The following is a 16,760-nucleotide window of genomic DNA, read 5'->3' on the forward strand; positions in this document are numbered from 1 at the left end:
AATATCAAAACTTTTTGATATTGCTATTGCGACGACAGCAGCGCGTGTCTAGACTCCCGCCCCATGAATCTCCATGCGCCCCTTCCCGTTCAACGCAGCGATACCCTGGCCGCCCTGTGCAAGGCCAGCGGTGACCCGTTGCGCCTGAACGTGTTGCGCGCACTGGCCAGCGACTCGTTCGGCGTGCTGGAACTGGCACAGATCTTCGACATCGGCCAGTCGGGCATGAGCCACCACCTCAAGGTGCTGGCCCAGGCCGACCTGGTGGCGACCCGCCGTGAAGGCAACGCGATCTTCTATCGCCGCGCCCTGCCGGACAGCCAGCAACCGGGCGGGCGCCTGCACATGGCGCTGCTCGAAGAGGTCGACGGCCTGACGCTGGCGCAAGACGTGCAGGCGCGCATTGCCCAGGTGCAACAGCGCCGGGCCGCCACCAGCCAGGACTTTTTCCAGCGTGTGGAAGAAAAATTCCGCGCCCAGCAGGACCTGATCGCCGGCTTGCCGCAGTACCGCGAAAGCCTGCTGGCGCTGCTCGACAAGCTGAGCTTCGCCAGCGATGCCAGCGCCCTGGAGGTCGGCCCGGGCGATGGCGGCTTTTTGCCCGACCTGGCCCGCCGCTTCGCCCAGGTCACGGCCATGGACAACAGCCCGACCATGCTCGACCTGGCCCGCCAGGTCTGCGAGCGCGACAAGCTGGATAACGTAAACCTGCAGTTGGCCGATGCACTGGGTGCAACGGAGGTGCAAGCCGACTGCGTGGTGCTGAATATGGTCCTGCACCATTTCAGCGACCCGGCCCTGGCCTTGCGCCTGCTGGCCAAACGGGTGAAGGCGGGCGGCAGCCTGCTGGTCACCGAGCTGTGCAGCCATGACCAGGGGTGGGCGCGCGATGCCTGCGGCGACCTCTGGCTTGGTTTCGAGCAGGACGACCTGGCCCGTTGGGCCAATGCGGCGGGGCTGGCCCACGGGGACAGCCTCTACGTTGGCTTGCGTAACGGTTTCCAGATCCAGGTCCGGCATTTTCAGCGGGCCGCTGGCGACACACACATCGGTAAATTTTAGGAACCCCTCGAGATGAGCGAATACTCCCTTTTCACTTCCGAGTCCGTGTCCGAAGGGCATCCGGACAAGATCGCCGACCAGATCTCCGACGCAGTGCTGGACGCCATCATCACCCAGGACAAGTTCGCCCGCGTCGCGTGTGAAACCCTGGTCAAGACCGGTGTCGCCATCATCGCCGGCGAAGTCACCACCTCGGCCTGGGTCGACCTGGAAGACATCGTGCGCAAGGTCATCGTCGACATCGGCTACAACAGCTCCGACGTCGGCTTCGATGGCGCCACCTGCGCCGTGATGAACATCATCGGCAAGCAGTCGGTGGACATCGCCCAGGGCGTCGACCGCAGCAAGCCGGAAGACCAGGGCGCCGGCGACCAGGGCCTGATGTTCGGCTATGCCAGCAACGAAACCGACGTGCTGATGCCGGCACCGATCTGCTTCTCGCACCGCCTGGTCGAGCGCCAGGCCGAAGCGCGCAAGTCCGGCCTGCTGCCGTGGCTGCGCCCGGATGCCAAGTCGCAGGTCACCTGCCGCTATGAAGACGGCAAGGTGGTCGGCATCGACGCCGTGGTCCTGTCCACCCAGCACAACCCTGAAGTGTCGCAAAAAGACCTGCAGGAAGCGGTGATGGAGCTGATCGTCAAGCACACCCTGCCGGCCGAGCTGCTGCACAAGGGTACCCAGTTCCACATCAACCCGACCGGCCAGTTCATCATCGGTGGCCCGGTGGGCGATTGCGGCCTGACCGGCCGCAAGATCATCGTCGACTCCTACGGCGGCATGGCCCGCCACGGTGGTGGCGCGTTCTCCGGCAAGGACCCGTCCAAGGTCGACCGCTCGGCTGCCTACGCCGGCCGCTACGTGGCCAAGAACATCGTCGCCGCCGGCCTGGCCGAGCGTTGCGAGATCCAGGTGTCCTACGCCATCGGCGTGGCCCAGCCGACCTCGATCTCGCTGAACACCTTCGGTACTGGCAAGATCTCCGACGACAAGATCGTCCAGCTGGTGCGCGAGTGCTTCGACCTGCGCCCGTACGCCATCACCACCATGCTCGACCTGCTGCACCCGATGTACCAGGAAACCGCTGCCTACGGTCACTTCGGCCGTACCCCGCAGCAGAAGACGGTCGGCGACGACACCTTCACCACCTTCACCTGGGAGCGTACCGACCGCGCCGACGCCCTGCGCGCCGCTGCCGGCCTGTAAACCTCCTACGGCGGTACAGGAAGGCCCCTGCCGAGTGATCGGCAGGGGCCTTTTTCATGAAATATCGGCTGACAACCCGGCGCGCCACGGGTGCCCAGCCATGCCTAGGCTGAGCATTCCCTTTCGCCACGCAAGGATGCCGGCCATGTCGTTCAGGTTGTTGTTTGTTCTGCTGTGCGCCTACCTCGCCCCGGCCAATGCCGAGCCCTGCCCCGACTGGAGCACACAGCGCGCCCGTGATGAAGTCACCCACCTGCGCCAGGCCCTGGCCCACTGGGACGACCACTATCACCGCCAGGGCGTTGCCCTGGTAGCGGACGAGCTCTATGACCAGAGCCGCCAGCAGTTGCAGCGCCTGCAAGCCTGTTTCAACCTCCCCGGCCGCGACAAACCGCTGGCCGGCGCACGCGGCCCCATACCCCACCCCATCCCCCACACCGGCGTCGACAAACTGGCCGACGAGCAGGCGGTGCGCAGCTGGCTACAGGGCAAAAAGGCTGTGTGGATACAGCCCAAGGTCGATGGCGTGGCCGTGTCGCTGATCTTTCGTCAGGGCCGCTTGAGCCAGCTGCTCAGCCGTGGCGATGGCACCCACGGGCACGACTGGAGCCGGCACATCCCCCATCTGGGCGGCATTCTGCGTGAGCTGCCCCAGCCACTGGACACGGTGTTTCAGGGCGAGCTGTACTGGCGCCTCGAAGGCCATGTGCAGGCAGAGGCCGGCAGCGCCAACGCACGCGGCATCGTTGCCGGGCTGCTGGCACGCAAGCAACTGAGCGACGCACAGGGCGCCGGCATCGGCCTGTTCGTCTGGGACTGGCCGACAGGCCCGGACACACAGGCCGAACGCCTGGCGCAACTCGAAGCGTTGGGCTTTGCCGACAGCCTGCGCCACAGCGTGGCGATCAGCACCTTTGATGAGGCCGCACACTGGCGCCAGCACTGGTATCGCGCGGCCCTGCCCTTTGCCACCGATGGCGTGATCCTGCGCCAGGACAGCCGGCCACCCGCCGAGCGCTGGCGCGCCCGCACGCCCTACTGGATCGCCGCCTGGAAGTACCCCTTCAGGCAGGCACTGGCGCAGGTACGCGACGTGCAGTTTCGCATCGGCCGCACCGGGCGCATCACCCCGCTGCTGCAGCTCGAATCGCTGCGCCTGGATGACCGCAATATCAACCAGCTCAGCCTGGGCTCGCTGGCCCGCTGGCAGCAACTGGACATCCGCCCAGGCGACCAGGTAGCGGTGAGCCTGGCGGGCCTGACCATTCCACGCCTGGAGCGCGTGGTGCACCGCAGCCCGCAGCGCACGCCGGTCATAGCGCCAGACCCGGCCGATCACCACGCACTGAGCTGCTGGCAGGCCAGCGAGCGTTGCCAGCAACAGTTTCTGGCCCGGCTGGCCTGGCTCAGCGGCAAGCAGGGGCTGAACATGCCAGGCACGGGGCCCGGCACCTGGCAGCGGCTGGTCGACAGTGGGCGGCTCACCACCCTGGGCGACTGGCTGGCCCTCGACCGCGACACCCTGGCAGCCATACCCGGCATTGCCCAGGCCCGTGTCGACCACCTGCAGCACGCCTTCGCCCAAGCCCGCCTGCAACCGTTCGAGCGCTGGCTGCGCGCCCTCGGCGTACCGGCCCCGGCCACCCTGCAGCTTGGGCCCGACTGGCCCACCCTGGCCTCCAGAAACATCGAGCAATGGCTTGCCGAGCCCGGCATCGGCCCTGGCCGGGCCGCGCAATTGCACGGCTTTTTCACGCATGAGCAGGTGCAGGGCCTGGCCCGGCAACTGCGAGAACATGCAATCGAGGGTTTCTAAATTTTGCGGATCAGGGCAGCATTCCGCTTTCTGCTGCCCTGCCCCGAATGGAGCCCTCGATGAAACTGCTTTCGTCCCTCGCCCTGTCCACCCTGCTTGGTTTCGTCGCCAGCCCACTGCTGGCGGCCGAAGAACAGCCGGCGCTGACCGGATGTGCGGCCAAGCGCCAGGCCATCAGCGAACAGATCGAACAAGCCCGCGCCCATGGCAACGGCGACCAGCTGGCCGGGCTGGAAACAGCCTTGGGTGAAGTGACCGAACACTGCACCGATGCCGGCCTGCGCAAGGAGCGCGAGCAGAAGGTGCTCGACGCCCGCCACGAAGTGAACCAGCGCACCAAGGACCTGGACAAAGCCATGAAAAAAGGCGACGCGGAGAAGATCAACAAGCGTAAGGACAAGCTCGCCGAGGCGAAGAAGGAACTGCAGGAAGCGGTGGACGAACTGGAGCGCTGATTCCTCTGTTCGGGCCCTATCGCCGGCAAGCCGGCTCCCACAAATGCCCCGTGGGAACCGCGGTCCGCCGCTGCGACTTGCCGGCGATGGGGCCGGAGCGTCGATCAGTGATTACGAAACTCGGTATGACAGGCCTTGCACGCCGCCTCGACCTTGTCCATCGGCCCCTTGAGCTGCGAGGCATCCAACGGCTGGCTGCGCGTCACGTCCACCAGCTCGCCAGTGACCCCTTCCAACTGCCGGGCCAGGTCATGGAACCGCGCCTGGCGCTCCCAGACGTCCGCCCGGGCACTGCTGTCGCCCTCGTCGCGCACCTGCGGGAAGTGCTGCCAGGGCTGGTGGGAAAGGCCATCGAGCTTGACCGCGCCATCGGCGAACTTCGCCCCGTCGAACGGCAGCCGGCCGCGCAGCATGCCGCCAAGGTCCTCGCTGGTCTTGAGCATCGCCTTGAAGATCGCCTTGCGTTGGCCCAGCGGCGAGTTGGGGTCGACCTGGTTACAGGCGGTCAGGGCCAGGGCGGCCAGCAGTACTACGGACAATCGCTTGAACATCATGGTCTCTTCGGCCGGAAACAACGGGGCGCCAGTATCGCCGCCCATCGGCCAAAGACCAATAGCCACACAGAAAACAAGGGTGAATATTCATGTTCGCCCAACACAGGATCACGCTCATGACATCTGCATTGCGCCACCTTGCCTGGGCGCTTCCGGCCCTGGCCCTGCTGGCCGGCTGCAACGGCGGCGAAAACGCCAAGCCCGAACCCCACGCCATCGCCACTTACGCACCCGCCACCTGGCAGGATCTGCCCGCGGTCAACGACGACGAGCTGCTGGCCGGTTTCAACGCCTGGCGCAACGGCTGCGAGAAACTCAAGCGCGACCCGGTGTGGGCCGCCACCTGTGAAGCAGCCGGTACGGCGACACCAAGCGCCGCCCAAGTGCGCACCTTCCTCGAACAGAACCTGCAGGTCTACGGCCTGCGTTCGGCCGAAAACAACGCCAACGGCCTGATCACCGGTTATTACGAGCCGGTCTACCCGGGCAGCCTCAAACGCACCGAAGCGGCCCAGGTGCCGGTGTATGGCGTGCCGGAGGACATGATCGTGGTGGACCTGGCCAGCGTGTACCCCGAGCTCAAGGGCAAGCGCCTGCGCGGGCGCCTGGAAGGCCGTGTGCTCAAGCCCTACGACACCGCCGAGACCATCAACCGCGATGGCGCCAAGGCGCCGGTACTGGCCTGGCTGACCGACCCGATGGACCTGCAGTTCCTGCAGATCCAGGGCTCCGGTCGGGTGCAACTGGGTGACGGGCGCCAGCTGCGCCTGGGCTATGCCGACCAGAACGGCCACCCCTATCGGCCAATCGGCCGCTGGCTGGTGGAGCAGGGCCAGCTGAAAAAAGAAGAGGTGACCATGGGCGCTATCCACAGCTGGGCCCAGGCCAACCCCCAGCGGGTGCCCGAGCTGCTGGCGAGCAACCCCAGCTACGTGTTCTTCAGCACCCGCCCGGACAGCAACGAAGGCCCGCGCGGCTCGCTCAACGTGCCACTGACCGCAGGCTACAGCGTGGCCATCGACCGCAAGGTGATCCCGCTGGGCAGCCTCTTGTGGCTGTCCACCACCCGCCCTGACGGCAGCCCGGTGGTACGCCCGGTGGGCGCACAGGACACCGGCGGCGCCATCACCGGCGAGGTGCGTGCAGACCTGTTCTGGGGCACCGGGCCTGAAGCCGGAGAGTTGGCGGGCAACATGAAGCAGCAGGGGCAAATCTGGATGTTGTGGCCCAAGGGTGTAGCGCTGCCTGAGGTGCCGAAGGTGCCCTGATGGCACACGCCCCCTGTAGGAGCGGCCTTGTGCCGCGAAAAAGCTGCATGGCAGCCCCGGCCATCTGTGGCGCAACACGGATCCATGGGGCCGCTTCGCGGCACAAGGCCGCTCCTACAGGGGACGGTGTTCGACCCAGTATCAGACCGACACGACAAAGAACGCCACGATCAACGCCAGCCCGGCGAACCACACGATCGAGCGCAGCGCCGCCCAGTCGGCCAGGTAGCAGATGATGTACAGCAGGCGGCTGGTGATATACATCACCCCCAGCACATCCTGGGTCACCTGCTCGGCGTTGCCGACGATATCCGCCACCAGCACCGCCGCGGCAAACGCCGGGAACGCCTCATAACCATTCTGCTGTGCCGCATGGGCACGTCGCGGCAGCCCGGACAGCGTGTCGAGGAAGGCCCGCGGATCATGGTTGTCGCGCAGGCCGAAGCGCCCACTGCTCACTTTGGCGATCAACGCACACAGCGGCGGCAGGACCAGGGCAATCAGGATGCACCACAGGGCTACGGTCATGGACAGGACTCCTTGTTCAAAAATGATCGGTCAGAGCTTCATCACCAGCATGCCCGCCAGCACCAGCCCGCAAGCTAGGAGTCTTGGCCCGCCAAAAGGTTCTTTGAGGTAGCGCATGCCCAGCAGCACCACCAGGATTACGCTGAGTTCACGCAGCGCCGCCGCCTCGGCCACCGACCCCAGGTGCATGGCCCACAGCACCAGGGCATAGCTCAACAGTACGCACACGCCAACCGCCAGGCCCAGGCGCCACTGGGTACGCCAGAACAGCACGAACGGCGCGCGCCGGGCGACGCCGGCCAGCAGCGGAAACGGCCAGGCACTGAGCAGGGTCAGCCATACCAGGTAGTCCAGCGGCTTGCCCCACAGGCGCACGGCCTGGCCGTCGAACCAGGTGTAGCAGCCGATGCACAGGCCGATCAGCGCTACCACCGGCAGCATCGACCAGGGCAACCGATCGCCACCCCCGCCCTGCCACAGCAGGCAGGCCATGCCGCAGGGGATCAACAGGATGCCGATGATCTGCTGCTGGCTGAGCGACTCCCCGGCAAAGGCCAGGGTCAACCCCAGCACCACCAACGGCGACAGCCCGCGCATCAGAGGGTAGACCAGGCCCAGGTCACCGACCCGGTAGGCCTTGATCAGCAGCACCCGATACAGTTGCTCGGCCAGCGCCGAGGCCAGCAGCCAGGGCCAGATCTCGCCCGGCGGGAACTCGACGAAGGCCACGGCCAGCACCGCGAACACCAGCGCCACCAGGTCCATGCTGGCGATCACCAGCAGGCGCTCGGCGCTGAATTTGATGAGGGTGTTCCAGGTGGCGTGCAGCAGGGCTGCGATCAGAACGAGTGAAGTTGCCAGCACGCCTTGGGGTCCTTGTCTTGGTTTTGTGGCGATCACTATATAGCGACACGCCTGCACTGGCCTCATCGCCGGCAAGCTCCACTCAAAGAGGATGCACACATCATTGTAGGAGCGGCCTTGCCGGCGATGAGGCCAGCGCAAGTCTCACAAGACAGGGCCCTGCAGGTAGCACCACAGGGCCATGTCAGGAACCAATTCTGCAAATCCGGTCATAAGGTGTGTCCCGAGCGCCGCGCCAGATCATCCAAGAACTGCCCGAGCCATTCGGGTAACGACTTGGAAGCCACTGTCACAGGATTCGGGATGCTTGAACTAGTTGCCGCGTTTATCTGCCTCACCACCCTCCTCACCTATGTGAATTACCGCTTCATCGGCCTGCCACCTGCCATCGGCGTGATGGTCACGGCGCTGCTGTTCTCCCTGATGCTCCAGGGCCTGAGCCTGATCGGCTTCCCCGGCCTTGAAGAACGCGTCGAAGGGCTGATGAACCAGATCGATTTCAACGACCTGTTGATGCACTGGATGCTGGCGTTCCTGCTGTTTGCCGGCGCCCTGCACGTCAACCTCGCCGACCTGCGCAGCTACCGCTGGCCGATCGGCCTGCTGGCCACGCTCGGGGTGCTGATCGCCACCGTGGTGATCGGCTACCTGGCGCACTGGGTGTTCGGCCTGTTCGGTTGGAATGTGCCACTGATCTACTGCCTGCTGTTCGGCGCGCTGATTTCGCCCACCGACCCGATCGCCGTGCTCGGCGCATTGCGTACCGCCAACGCATCGAAACCACTGAAGACCACCATCGTCGGCGAGTCGCTGTTCAACGACGGCACCGCGGTGGTGGTGTTCACCGTGCTGCTGGGCATCATCCAGTTGGGCGAGACGCCCAGCGTGGCCGACACGGCCCTGCTGTTCGCCCGTGAAGCCATTGGCGGCGTGGTCTTCGGCGGCCTGATCGGCTACGCCACCTACCGCATGATCAAGAGCGTCGAGCAATACCAGGTCGAGGTGATGCTGACCCTGGCGCTGGTGATCGGCGGTTCGGCAATGTGCTACGAGCTGCACGTGTCGGCGCCGATTGCCATGGTGGTGGCCGGCCTGATCATCGGCAACCTGGGGCGTAACCTGGCGATGAACGACATGACCCGCCGCTACATGGACGGGTTCTGGGAACTGATCGACGACATGCTCAACGCCCTGCTGTTCGCCCTGATTGGCCTTGAGCTGTTGCTGCTGCCATTCAACTGGCTGCACCTGGCGGCGGGTGGCGTGCTGGCGGTGGCGGTGCTGGCCTCGCGGCTGCTGACCGTGGCCCCGGCGATCGTGCTGCTGCGCCGTTGGCGCACGGTGCCGCAGGGCACCATTCGCGTGCTGACCTGGGGTGGCTTGCGCGGGGGCGTTTCGGTCGCATTGGCCTTGTCGTTGCCAATCGGTGAAGAGCGCGACCTGCTGCTGTCGATCACCTACATCGTGGTGCTGTCGTCGATCCTGATTCAGGGCCTGACGGTGGGCAAGGTGGTGCGCAGGGTCAGCGCCCAGCCTTGATAGTGCCGGGGCCGCTGTGCGGCCCTATCGCTGGCAAGCCAGCTCCCACAGGCTTGTGCAAGTCAAAGGCATGCGCTGTACCTGTGGGAGCCGGCTTGCCGGCGATAGGGCTGCATGGCAGCCCCAAGACGGTTCACTCGACCGCAGAATCCGGGAACTGGTCCTGGATGTACTTGATCTCGGTACGCCCATGGGCGGCCGGCAAGCCATCTTCACCCAGGTTGACGAACACCATCTTGTCCACCGTGAGGATGGCCCTGCGGGTGATCTTGTTGCGCACTTCGCACTTGAGGGTGATGGAGGTGCGGCCAAACTCGGTGGCAGTGATGCCCAGCTCGATGATGTCGCCCTGGCGCGAGGCGCTGACGAAGTTGATCTCGGAGATGTACTTGGTCACCACACGCTGGTTGCCCAGCTGGACGATGGCGTAGATCGCCGCTTCCTCGTCGATCCAGCGCAGCAGGCTACCGCCGAACAAGGTGCCATTGGGGTTGAGGTCTTCGGGTTTAACCCATTTGCGGGTGTGAAAGTTCATCGTGACTCCTGACCTGCCTGTTTGACGTGCGGTAATGATGGCAGACCGCCCGGTCACGCTCCATTGAACATCGACTATCGTCGCGATTAATCGACAGAAAGTCTTGGGTGTGTCACACGCGCACGGCTATAATCGCTGCCGATCAAAATGGCCCCCCCGCAGCGGTGGCCATCCCGCCACCCGACCGAGGGGCGCTGCAGCAGGTTCGTCCTGTCAGGCTCGGTTGGGGCGTTGTCCGCCAAGCGGACGCTCAACGCACAACGGCGCCCATTCGCACACTACGAATGGAGGCTCTTCATGAGCGCTGTAAACACGCCTGCCGGCTTTGCCGATTTCAAAGTCGCCGACATCTCCCTGGCCGCCTGGGGCCGTCGCGAAACCATCATCGCCGAATCGGAAATGCCAGCCCTGATGGGCCTGCGTCGCAAGTACCTGGCCGAGCAACCGCTCAAGGGTGCGAAGATCCTGGGCTGCATCCACATGACCATCCAGACCGCCGTGCTGATCGAAACCCTGGTTGCCCTGGGTGCCGAAGTGCGCTGGTCGTCCTGCAACATCTTCTCCACCCAGGACCAGGCCGCCGCCTCGATCGCTGCCGCCGGTATCCCGGTATTCGCCTGGAAAGGCGAAACCGAAGAAGAGTACGAGTGGTGCCTGGAGCAGACCATCCTCAAGGATGGCCAGCCATGGGACGCCAACATGATCCTCGACGACGGCGGCGACCTGACCGAACTGCTGCACAAGAAATACCCGGCCGTGCTGGACCGCGTCCACGGCGTGACCGAAGAGACCACCACCGGCGTGCACCGCCTGCTGGACATGCTGGCCAAGGGCGAGCTGAAAGTTCCGGCGATCAACGTCAACGACTCGGTCACCAAGAGCAAGAACGACAACAAGTACGGCTGCCGTCACAGCCTGAACGACGCCATCAAGCGTGGCACCGACCACCTGCTGTCGGGCAAGCAAGCCCTGGTGATCGGTTACGGTGACGTGGGCAAGGGCTCGGCCCAATCCCTGCGCCAGGAAGGCATGATCGTCAAGGTTTCCGAAGTTGACCCGATCTGCGCCATGCAGGCCTGCATGGACGGCTTCGAGCTGGTCTCGCCGTTCATCGACGGTATCAACACCGGTACCGAAGCGAGCATCGACAAAGCGCTGCTGGGCAAGATCGACCTGATCGTCACCACCACCGGTAACGTCAACGTCTGCGACGCCAACATGCTCAAGGCCCTGAAAAAGCGCGCCGTGGTGTGCAACATCGGCCACTTCGACAACGAAATCGACACCGCCTTCATGCGCAAGAACTGGGCCTGGGAAGAGGTCAAGCCGCAGGTGCACAAGATCCACCGCACCGGCGCTGGCGACTTCGACCCGCAGAACGACGACTACCTGATCCTGCTGGCCGAAGGCCGCCTGGTGAACCTGGGCAACGCCACCGGCCACCCAAGCCGCATCATGGACGGTTCGTTCGCCAACCAGGTGCTGGCACAGATCTTCCTGTTCGAGCAGAAGTACGCCGACCTGTCGGCCGAGAAGAAAGCCGAGCGCCTGACCGTCGAAGTGCTGCCGAAGAAACTCGACGAAGAAGTGGCCCTGGAAATGGTCCGCGGCTTCGGCGGCGTGGTCACCCAGCTGACCCCGCAGCAGGCTGAGTACATCGGTGTGACCGTCGAAGGTCCGTTCAAGCCGCACGCCTACCGCTACTAAGTGGCGGGATGCCGGCATCAGGGCACACGCCCGATGCCGGCAGGCAACGTTTCGAACCGATGTCCGAGCCAGGCCGGCCCCCACCGCCCTGGCTTTTATTTGCAGGCAGCAGCCGATGGCCCACTGCCGAAGGAACGAGTGATGTCACAAGAACGCCGCTACAGTTTCGAGTTCTTTCCCACCAAGACCGATGCCGGCCACGAAAAGCTGATGGGCGTCGCCCGCCAGCTGGCCAGCTACAACCCGGACTTCTTCTCCTGCACCTACGGTGCCGGTGGCTCCACCCGCGACCGCACGCTCAACACCGTGCTGCAGCTGGAAAACGAAGTGAAGGTGCCTGCCGCCCCGCACCTGTCCTGCGTGGGCGACAGCAAGGACGACCTGCGGTCGCTGCTGGCCGAGTACCAGGCCGCCGGCATCAAGCGCATCGTGGCCCTGCGTGGCGACCTGCCGTCGGGCATGGGCATGGCCAGCGGCGAGCTGCGCTACGCCAGCGACCTGGTCGAGTTCATCCGCCAGGAAACCGGCGATCACTTCCACCTGGAAGTGGCTGCCTACCCGGAGATGCACCCACAGGCACGCAATTTCGAGAGCGATCTCGCCAATTTCGTGCACAAGGTCAAGGCCGGTGCCGACAGCGCCATCACCCAGTACTTCTTCAACGCCGACAGCTACTTCTACTTCGTCGAGCGCGCACAGAAGCTGGGCGTGGACATCCCGGTGGTGCCCGGCATCATGCCGATCACCAACTACAGCAAGCTGGCGCGCTTCTCCGACGCCTGCGGCGCCGAGATCCCGCGCTGGATCCGCAAGCAGCTGGAAGCCTATGCCGACGACACCGCCAGCATCCAGGCCTTCGGTGAAGAAGTGATCACCCGCATGTGCGAACAACTGCTGCAAGGCGGCGCACCGGGCCTGCACTTCTACACCCTGAACCAGGCCGAGCCGAGCCTGGCAATCTGGAACAACCTCAAGCTGCCGCGCTGAAAATCGTCGCCATGAAGAAGGCTTTGGCTTAGGCTAAAGCCTTCTTCACTTTTGCCGTGCGATAGGTTAATGGCCCGTATGCAGCACCCAGTCTCCGCCAATCCTCAGCTTGTCTACCTGGCATTCGGCCCGGCCACCTATCATCAGGAAGCCTGCTTCAGCATCGTCAGTGCCCTCGCGCACCTGCGCAGCACGCCCGGCGAAGCCCTCGACATCCAGGTCTACACCGACAACCTCGAGCCCTATCGCCAGTTGCCGGTTACCGCCCACCTGCTGGACGAAGCCACCCGCAAGGCCTGGAATCAGCCCCACGGTTATCACTTTCGCAGCAAGCACGTGCTGATCCGCCAGGTCCTCGAACAGCACCCGCTGGCGGTGCTGATCGACACCGACACCTTCTTCCGCGCCTCGCCCATGCAGCTGTTCCGCCGTGTCGTGCCCGGCACGCTGCTGTGCAACGCCATCGGCGGGCGTTTCGGCGACAACCCACACTGCGTGCTGCACCAGACCCTCGCGGGCCTCCTCAAGGAACGCGGCCTGGCCGATGAGCAGATGCCACTGCTCAACTCCGGCGTAATCGGCCTGAACGCCAGCGACGCGGCGTTGCTCGACCAGTCCATCGCCATGATGGACGAGTTCCACCCGCTCGCGCCCAAGGCCTACACCCTCGAGGAGTTCTGCCTGGCGGTGGCGGCCTATCGCAGGCTCAAGGTCGCCGAGTGCACCGACGTCATCCACCACTACTGGAGCCGCAAGGCCCAGTTCCGCGCCAAGATCCAGGCCTGGCTGCGCAAGCACGGCGAAGCCATGCTGAGCGAGGCGGCACTGGCCGATGTGCAGCTGGTCAACGACCGGCTGCCACGGCCACCCGCCCTGCACCGCCTGGGCTACAAGGCGTTGACCTACATGCTGCCCGGCCAGCACCGGCAGTTCGCCCGCGAACTGCTGTACGGCTGCTACCCGTATGCCAATGAATTCGACCGCGCCTGCGCCTCGGCCTGGTGGGACAAGGCCCTGGAGAACCTCAGCCAGCGTCATGGCCGGCCAGACCCGGAGCAGTTGCGGCGCTGCCTGCGCCACCCCGGCCTGCGCCTGTCACTGGGCAGCCGCCACGGCGAGGTCGAGTCCCACCTGCTGAATCAGCACCAGGGCTGATCGACATGCCGGGCACGCCATCGCGGGGTAGCCAGTCTTGACCCTGCCCCGCGCCCTGCTCGGCCTGCTACGCCCCTTGTGCCTGTTGCTGCTGGCCTGCCTGAGCCCGCTGGCTCACAGCGAACGCCTGCGTATCGTCAGTGACGACTGGGCGCCTTATCTCTATCAGGAGAACGGCCAGCCCAAGGGCATCGACTATGAAGTGACCAGCGAAGTGTTCAAGCGCCTGGGTGTCGATGTGCAATGGGAGTTCATGCCCTGGAAACGCTGCCTGGCGATGATCCAGCAAGGCCTGGCCGACGGCGTGATGGACATCTTCCGTGTCGACTCGCGCCAGGCCTACATGGTCTACCCGGACGAGCCGATGTCCGACGTCGAGTTCGTGCTGTACCAGGCCCGTACCCGCCGCCACGCCGTGCAGGCACTCGAGGACCTCGCCGGCCTGACCGTGGGCACCTCGCCAGGTTACGCCTACGGCAATGCCTTCAATGAGTCCACGCTGTTCCGCCGCGAATCGGCCCCCAGCCACGAAGCCAACTTCGGCAAGCTGGCGCTGGGGCGTATCGACCTGCTGATCACCGACCGCAAGGTCGGGCGCTACCTCAGCCGCAGGCTGGGGCTCGAGCAGCAGGTCGAAGCGCTGCCACTGGTGATCGCCCGCCAGACCCAATACCTGGGCCTGGCCCGCAAGCCGGGCCGCGAGGAACTGGCCCAGGCGTTCTCCGATGAGCTGCGACGCTTCAAGCAGGAGCCCGGCTACGCCGCCATCAATGCGCGCTATATCGGCGAAGACGCTATTCCTTTCGCCGTTGAGCAGCAGGAACGCAGCACACGCTGATTGCTCTGTTATACTCGGGCCTTCCCGCCCGGCTCACGCCCGGACGCTCGGCTTGACTGCAGGCATCTCGAGCAGCGGCGCAGCACACACAGTGCCCACCCGCCACCTCCAGGATGCACAGTAAACGCCCAGCTGGACCGGACGCGATCGCATCCCTCCGATGCCCGTCGCGCCAGGCAGAACACCCCATAGGGCCTAGCCCCCACGAGAACAGGATTGCCCATGTCCTTTGCTTCCCTCGGTCTCTCCGAGGCACTTGTCCGCGCTATCGAAGCTGCGGGCTATACCCAGCCCACTCCAGTGCAACAGCGGGCCATTCCCGCCGTGTTGCAAGGCCGCGACCTGATGGTTGCCGCCCAGACAGGTACAGGTAAAACCGGCGGCTTCGCGCTCCCTATTCTCGAGCGCCTGTTCCCGGGTGGCCACCCCGACAAATCGCAACGCCACGGCCCACGCCAGCCACGCGTGCTGGTGCTGACCCCGACCCGTGAGCTGGCCGCGCAAGTGCATGACAGCTTCAAGGTCTATGCCCGCGACCTGAACTTCATCAGCGCCTGCATCTTCGGCGGCGTCGGCATGAACCCGCAGGTCCAGGCCATGGCCAAAGGCGTTGACGTGCTGGTGGCCTGCCCAGGTCGCCTGCTCGACCTGGCCGGCCAGGGCAGCGTCGACCTGTCCCGCGTCGAGATCCTGGTGCTGGACGAAGCCGACCGCATGCTCGACATGGGCTTCATCCACGATGTGAAGAAAGTGCTGGCACGCCTGCCGGCCAAGCGCCAGAACCTGCTGTTCTCGGCCACCTTCTCCAAAGACATCACCGACCTTGCCGACAAGCTGCTGCACAACCCCGAGCGCATCGAGGTCACGCCGCCGAACACCACCGTCGAGCGTATCGAGCAGCGCGTCTACCGCCTGCCCGCCAGCCACAAGCGCGCGCTGCTGGCACACCTGATCACCCTCGGTGCCTGGGAGCAGGTGCTGGTGTTCACCCGCACCAAGCACGGCGCCAACCGCCTGGCCGAGTACCTTGAAAAACACGGCCTGACCGCTGCCGCGATCCATGGCAACAAGAGCCAGAACGCGCGCACCAAGGCACTGGCCGACTTCAAGGCCAACACCGTGCGCGTACTGGTAGCCACCGATATCGCCGCCCGCGGCCTGGACATCGACCAGCTGCCCCATGTGGTCAACTTCGAGCTGCCCAACGTCGAGGAAGACTACGTTCACCGCATCGGCCGTACTGGCCGTGCCGGCCGTTCCGGCGAAGCCATCTCGATGGTCGCCCCGGATGAAGAGAAGCTGCTCAAGAGCATCGAGCGCGTCACCAAGCAGAAGATCCCGGATGGCGACTGGATGGGCTTCGATGCTTCGCAAGTCGAGGCAGAAAAGCCAGAGGTGCGTGAGCGCCAGCCAAACGCCGGGCGCGGTGGCCGTAACCAGCAGGCCCGTGGCGACGCCAAGAAAGAAGGCAGCGGTGGGCGCAAGGACAAAGGCAAGGATCAAGGCAAGAGCAAGTCGACCGCCGAGAAGTCCGCAGACAAGGACAAGGCCGACGACAAGCCACAGCAGGGCCGCCAACGTAAGCCTCGCGATGGCAAACCCCGCCAGCAGCAGGGCGGCCAAGGCCAGAAAGCCGCGCAACCGGCGCCGGCCAACCGTGATCCCGAAGAGTTCCTGGACGACGATATCGACAACTTCGGTAACCGTGCCGACTACGTCAGCCCCTACCAGAACGCCAAGAACCAAGGCCGCAATCGCCGCCCAGGCGGTACGGGGGGCCAGGGTCAAGGCCAAGGTCAGCGTAGTGGTGGTGGCCAGGCTCAGGGCCAAGGCCGAAGCAATGGCCAGCAACGCCAAGGCCAGGGCCAAAACCAGGGCTCGGGCGAAAAACGCGCCCGTAACGGTGGCGGCAGCAATGGCGGCGCCCGTCGCGACAACAACGCTGGCCGTAACCGCCGTGACGATTCGGCCCGCCAAGAGCCGGCCGTGCGCAATCCGCGCGACTCGCAGCCGGCACCGGTCATCATCCGCAAGGAGTCCAAGCTCGATCGTTACCCAACGCCCGAGCAACTGGATGACCTGCCAAGCCGCCCACGCGGTGAGCGCCCGGCGCTGTTGACCCGCAAGGGTTGATCACCCGCCTGCTGGCAAGGTGGCTCTCTGTGGGAGCCGGCTTGCCGGCGATGAAGCAGACGCAGCGCCAACAAAAACGCCGCCCAATGGGCGGCGTTTTTATTTGCGGTGCAACG

Annotated in this window: 15 protein-coding genes and 1 riboswitch; of the genes, 11 read left to right on the plus strand and 4 right to left on the minus strand. The window is 65.1% G+C overall.

Annotated features, from left to right (window positions below):
* Positions 1 to 63 precede the first annotated feature (63 nt).
* The 4 genes from L6D77_RS07420 to L6D77_RS07435 all read left to right on the plus strand — a co-directional run bounded on the left by L6D77_RS07420 (position 64) and on the right by L6D77_RS07435 (position 4,536).
* Positions 64 to 1,062, plus strand: a complete 999-nt coding sequence (locus L6D77_RS07420) for a metalloregulator ArsR/SmtB family transcription factor (protein ID WP_232882578.1) — start codon at positions 64 to 66, stop codon at positions 1,060 to 1,062.
* A 12-nt stretch (positions 1,063 to 1,074) separates the two neighbouring features.
* Entirely contained in the window at positions 1,075 to 2,265 is a 1,191-nt protein-coding gene (gene metK, locus L6D77_RS07425) for a methionine adenosyltransferase (RefSeq protein ID WP_110994171.1), read from the plus strand.
* Between the two features lie 145 nt (positions 2,266 to 2,410).
* On the plus strand, positions 2,411 to 4,081 hold the full coding sequence (gene ligB, locus L6D77_RS07430; protein ID WP_232882579.1) for an NAD-dependent DNA ligase LigB: 1,671 nt from the start codon (positions 2,411 to 2,413) through the stop codon (positions 4,079 to 4,081).
* 59 nt (positions 4,082 to 4,140) lie between these two features.
* Positions 4,141 to 4,536, plus strand: coding sequence for a DUF1090 domain-containing protein (locus L6D77_RS07435; RefSeq protein WP_232882580.1), 396 nt, complete (start codon positions 4,141 to 4,143; stop codon positions 4,534 to 4,536).
* Between the two features lie 104 nt (positions 4,537 to 4,640).
* Here the strand turns inward: L6D77_RS07435 and L6D77_RS07440 are convergent, their stop codons facing one another.
* Entirely contained in the window at positions 4,641 to 5,087 is a 447-nt protein-coding gene (locus tag L6D77_RS07440) for a c-type cytochrome (protein ID WP_232882581.1), read from the minus strand.
* A gap of 119 nt (positions 5,088 to 5,206) precedes the next feature.
* On the opposite strand from L6D77_RS07440, the gene mltA reads away from it, so the two are divergent.
* Positions 5,207 to 6,358, plus strand: a complete 1,152-nt coding sequence (gene mltA, locus L6D77_RS07445; RefSeq protein WP_232882582.1) for a murein transglycosylase A — start codon at positions 5,207 to 5,209, stop codon at positions 6,356 to 6,358.
* 141 nt (positions 6,359 to 6,499) lie between these two features.
* Here the strand turns inward: mltA and L6D77_RS07450 are convergent, their stop codons facing one another.
* Both L6D77_RS07450 and L6D77_RS07455 read right to left on the minus strand, forming a co-directional pair.
* Entirely contained in the window at positions 6,500 to 6,886 is a 387-nt protein-coding gene (locus L6D77_RS07450) for an MAPEG family protein (protein WP_125860750.1), read from the minus strand.
* Between the two features lie 30 nt (positions 6,887 to 6,916).
* The gene (locus L6D77_RS07455; RefSeq protein WP_232882583.1) at positions 6,917 to 7,750 is read right to left on the minus strand and encodes a DMT family transporter; all 834 of its coding nucleotides are present in this window, start codon (positions 7,748 to 7,750) and stop codon (positions 6,917 to 6,919) included.
* A gap of 303 nt (positions 7,751 to 8,053) precedes the next feature.
* On the opposite strand from L6D77_RS07455, the gene L6D77_RS07460 reads away from it, so the two are divergent.
* Positions 8,054 to 9,289, plus strand: a complete 1,236-nt coding sequence (locus L6D77_RS07460) for a cation:proton antiporter (RefSeq protein ID WP_232882584.1) — start codon at positions 8,054 to 8,056, stop codon at positions 9,287 to 9,289.
* A gap of 133 nt (positions 9,290 to 9,422) precedes the next feature.
* Here the strand turns inward: L6D77_RS07460 and L6D77_RS07465 are convergent, their stop codons facing one another.
* On the minus strand, positions 9,423 to 9,824 hold the full coding sequence (locus L6D77_RS07465) for an acyl-CoA thioesterase (RefSeq protein WP_139673986.1): 402 nt from the start codon (positions 9,822 to 9,824) through the stop codon (positions 9,423 to 9,425).
* 180 nt (positions 9,825 to 10,004) lie between these two features.
* A riboswitch (S-adenosyl-L-homocysteine riboswitch) is annotated at positions 10,005 to 10,100 on the plus strand.
* Positions 10,101 to 10,121: 21 nt separating this feature from the next.
* On the opposite strand from L6D77_RS07465, the gene ahcY reads away from it, so the two are divergent.
* From ahcY to L6D77_RS07490, 5 genes are all read left to right on the plus strand, one after another.
* Positions 10,122 to 11,531: an adenosylhomocysteinase gene (gene ahcY / locus L6D77_RS07470; RefSeq protein ID WP_232882585.1), complete on the plus strand. Its 1,410-nt coding sequence runs from the start codon at positions 10,122 to 10,124 to the stop codon at positions 11,529 to 11,531.
* A gap of 141 nt (positions 11,532 to 11,672) precedes the next feature.
* Positions 11,673 to 12,518, plus strand: coding sequence for a methylenetetrahydrofolate reductase [NAD(P)H] (gene metF / locus L6D77_RS07475; protein WP_110994161.1), 846 nt, complete (start codon positions 11,673 to 11,675; stop codon positions 12,516 to 12,518).
* Between the two features lie 78 nt (positions 12,519 to 12,596).
* The gene (locus L6D77_RS07480) at positions 12,597 to 13,673 is read left to right on the plus strand and encodes a hypothetical protein (RefSeq protein ID WP_232882586.1); all 1,077 of its coding nucleotides are present in this window, start codon (positions 12,597 to 12,599) and stop codon (positions 13,671 to 13,673) included.
* 37 nt (positions 13,674 to 13,710) lie between these two features.
* Positions 13,711 to 14,511, plus strand: coding sequence for a substrate-binding periplasmic protein (locus L6D77_RS07485; RefSeq protein ID WP_309295650.1), 801 nt, complete (start codon positions 13,711 to 13,713; stop codon positions 14,509 to 14,511).
* A 222-nt stretch (positions 14,512 to 14,733) separates the two neighbouring features.
* A complete protein-coding gene (locus L6D77_RS07490; RefSeq protein WP_232882587.1) occupies positions 14,734 to 16,644 on the plus strand; it encodes an RNA helicase RhlE2 in 1,911 nt (636 codons plus the stop codon).
* Positions 16,645 to 16,760 lie beyond the last annotated feature (116 nt).

It is taken from the genome of Pseudomonas parasichuanensis (assembly GCF_021601385.1).
In the GTDB taxonomy this organism is placed as follows: Bacteria; Pseudomonadota; Gammaproteobacteria; order Pseudomonadales; family Pseudomonadaceae; genus Aquipseudomonas; species Aquipseudomonas parasichuanensis.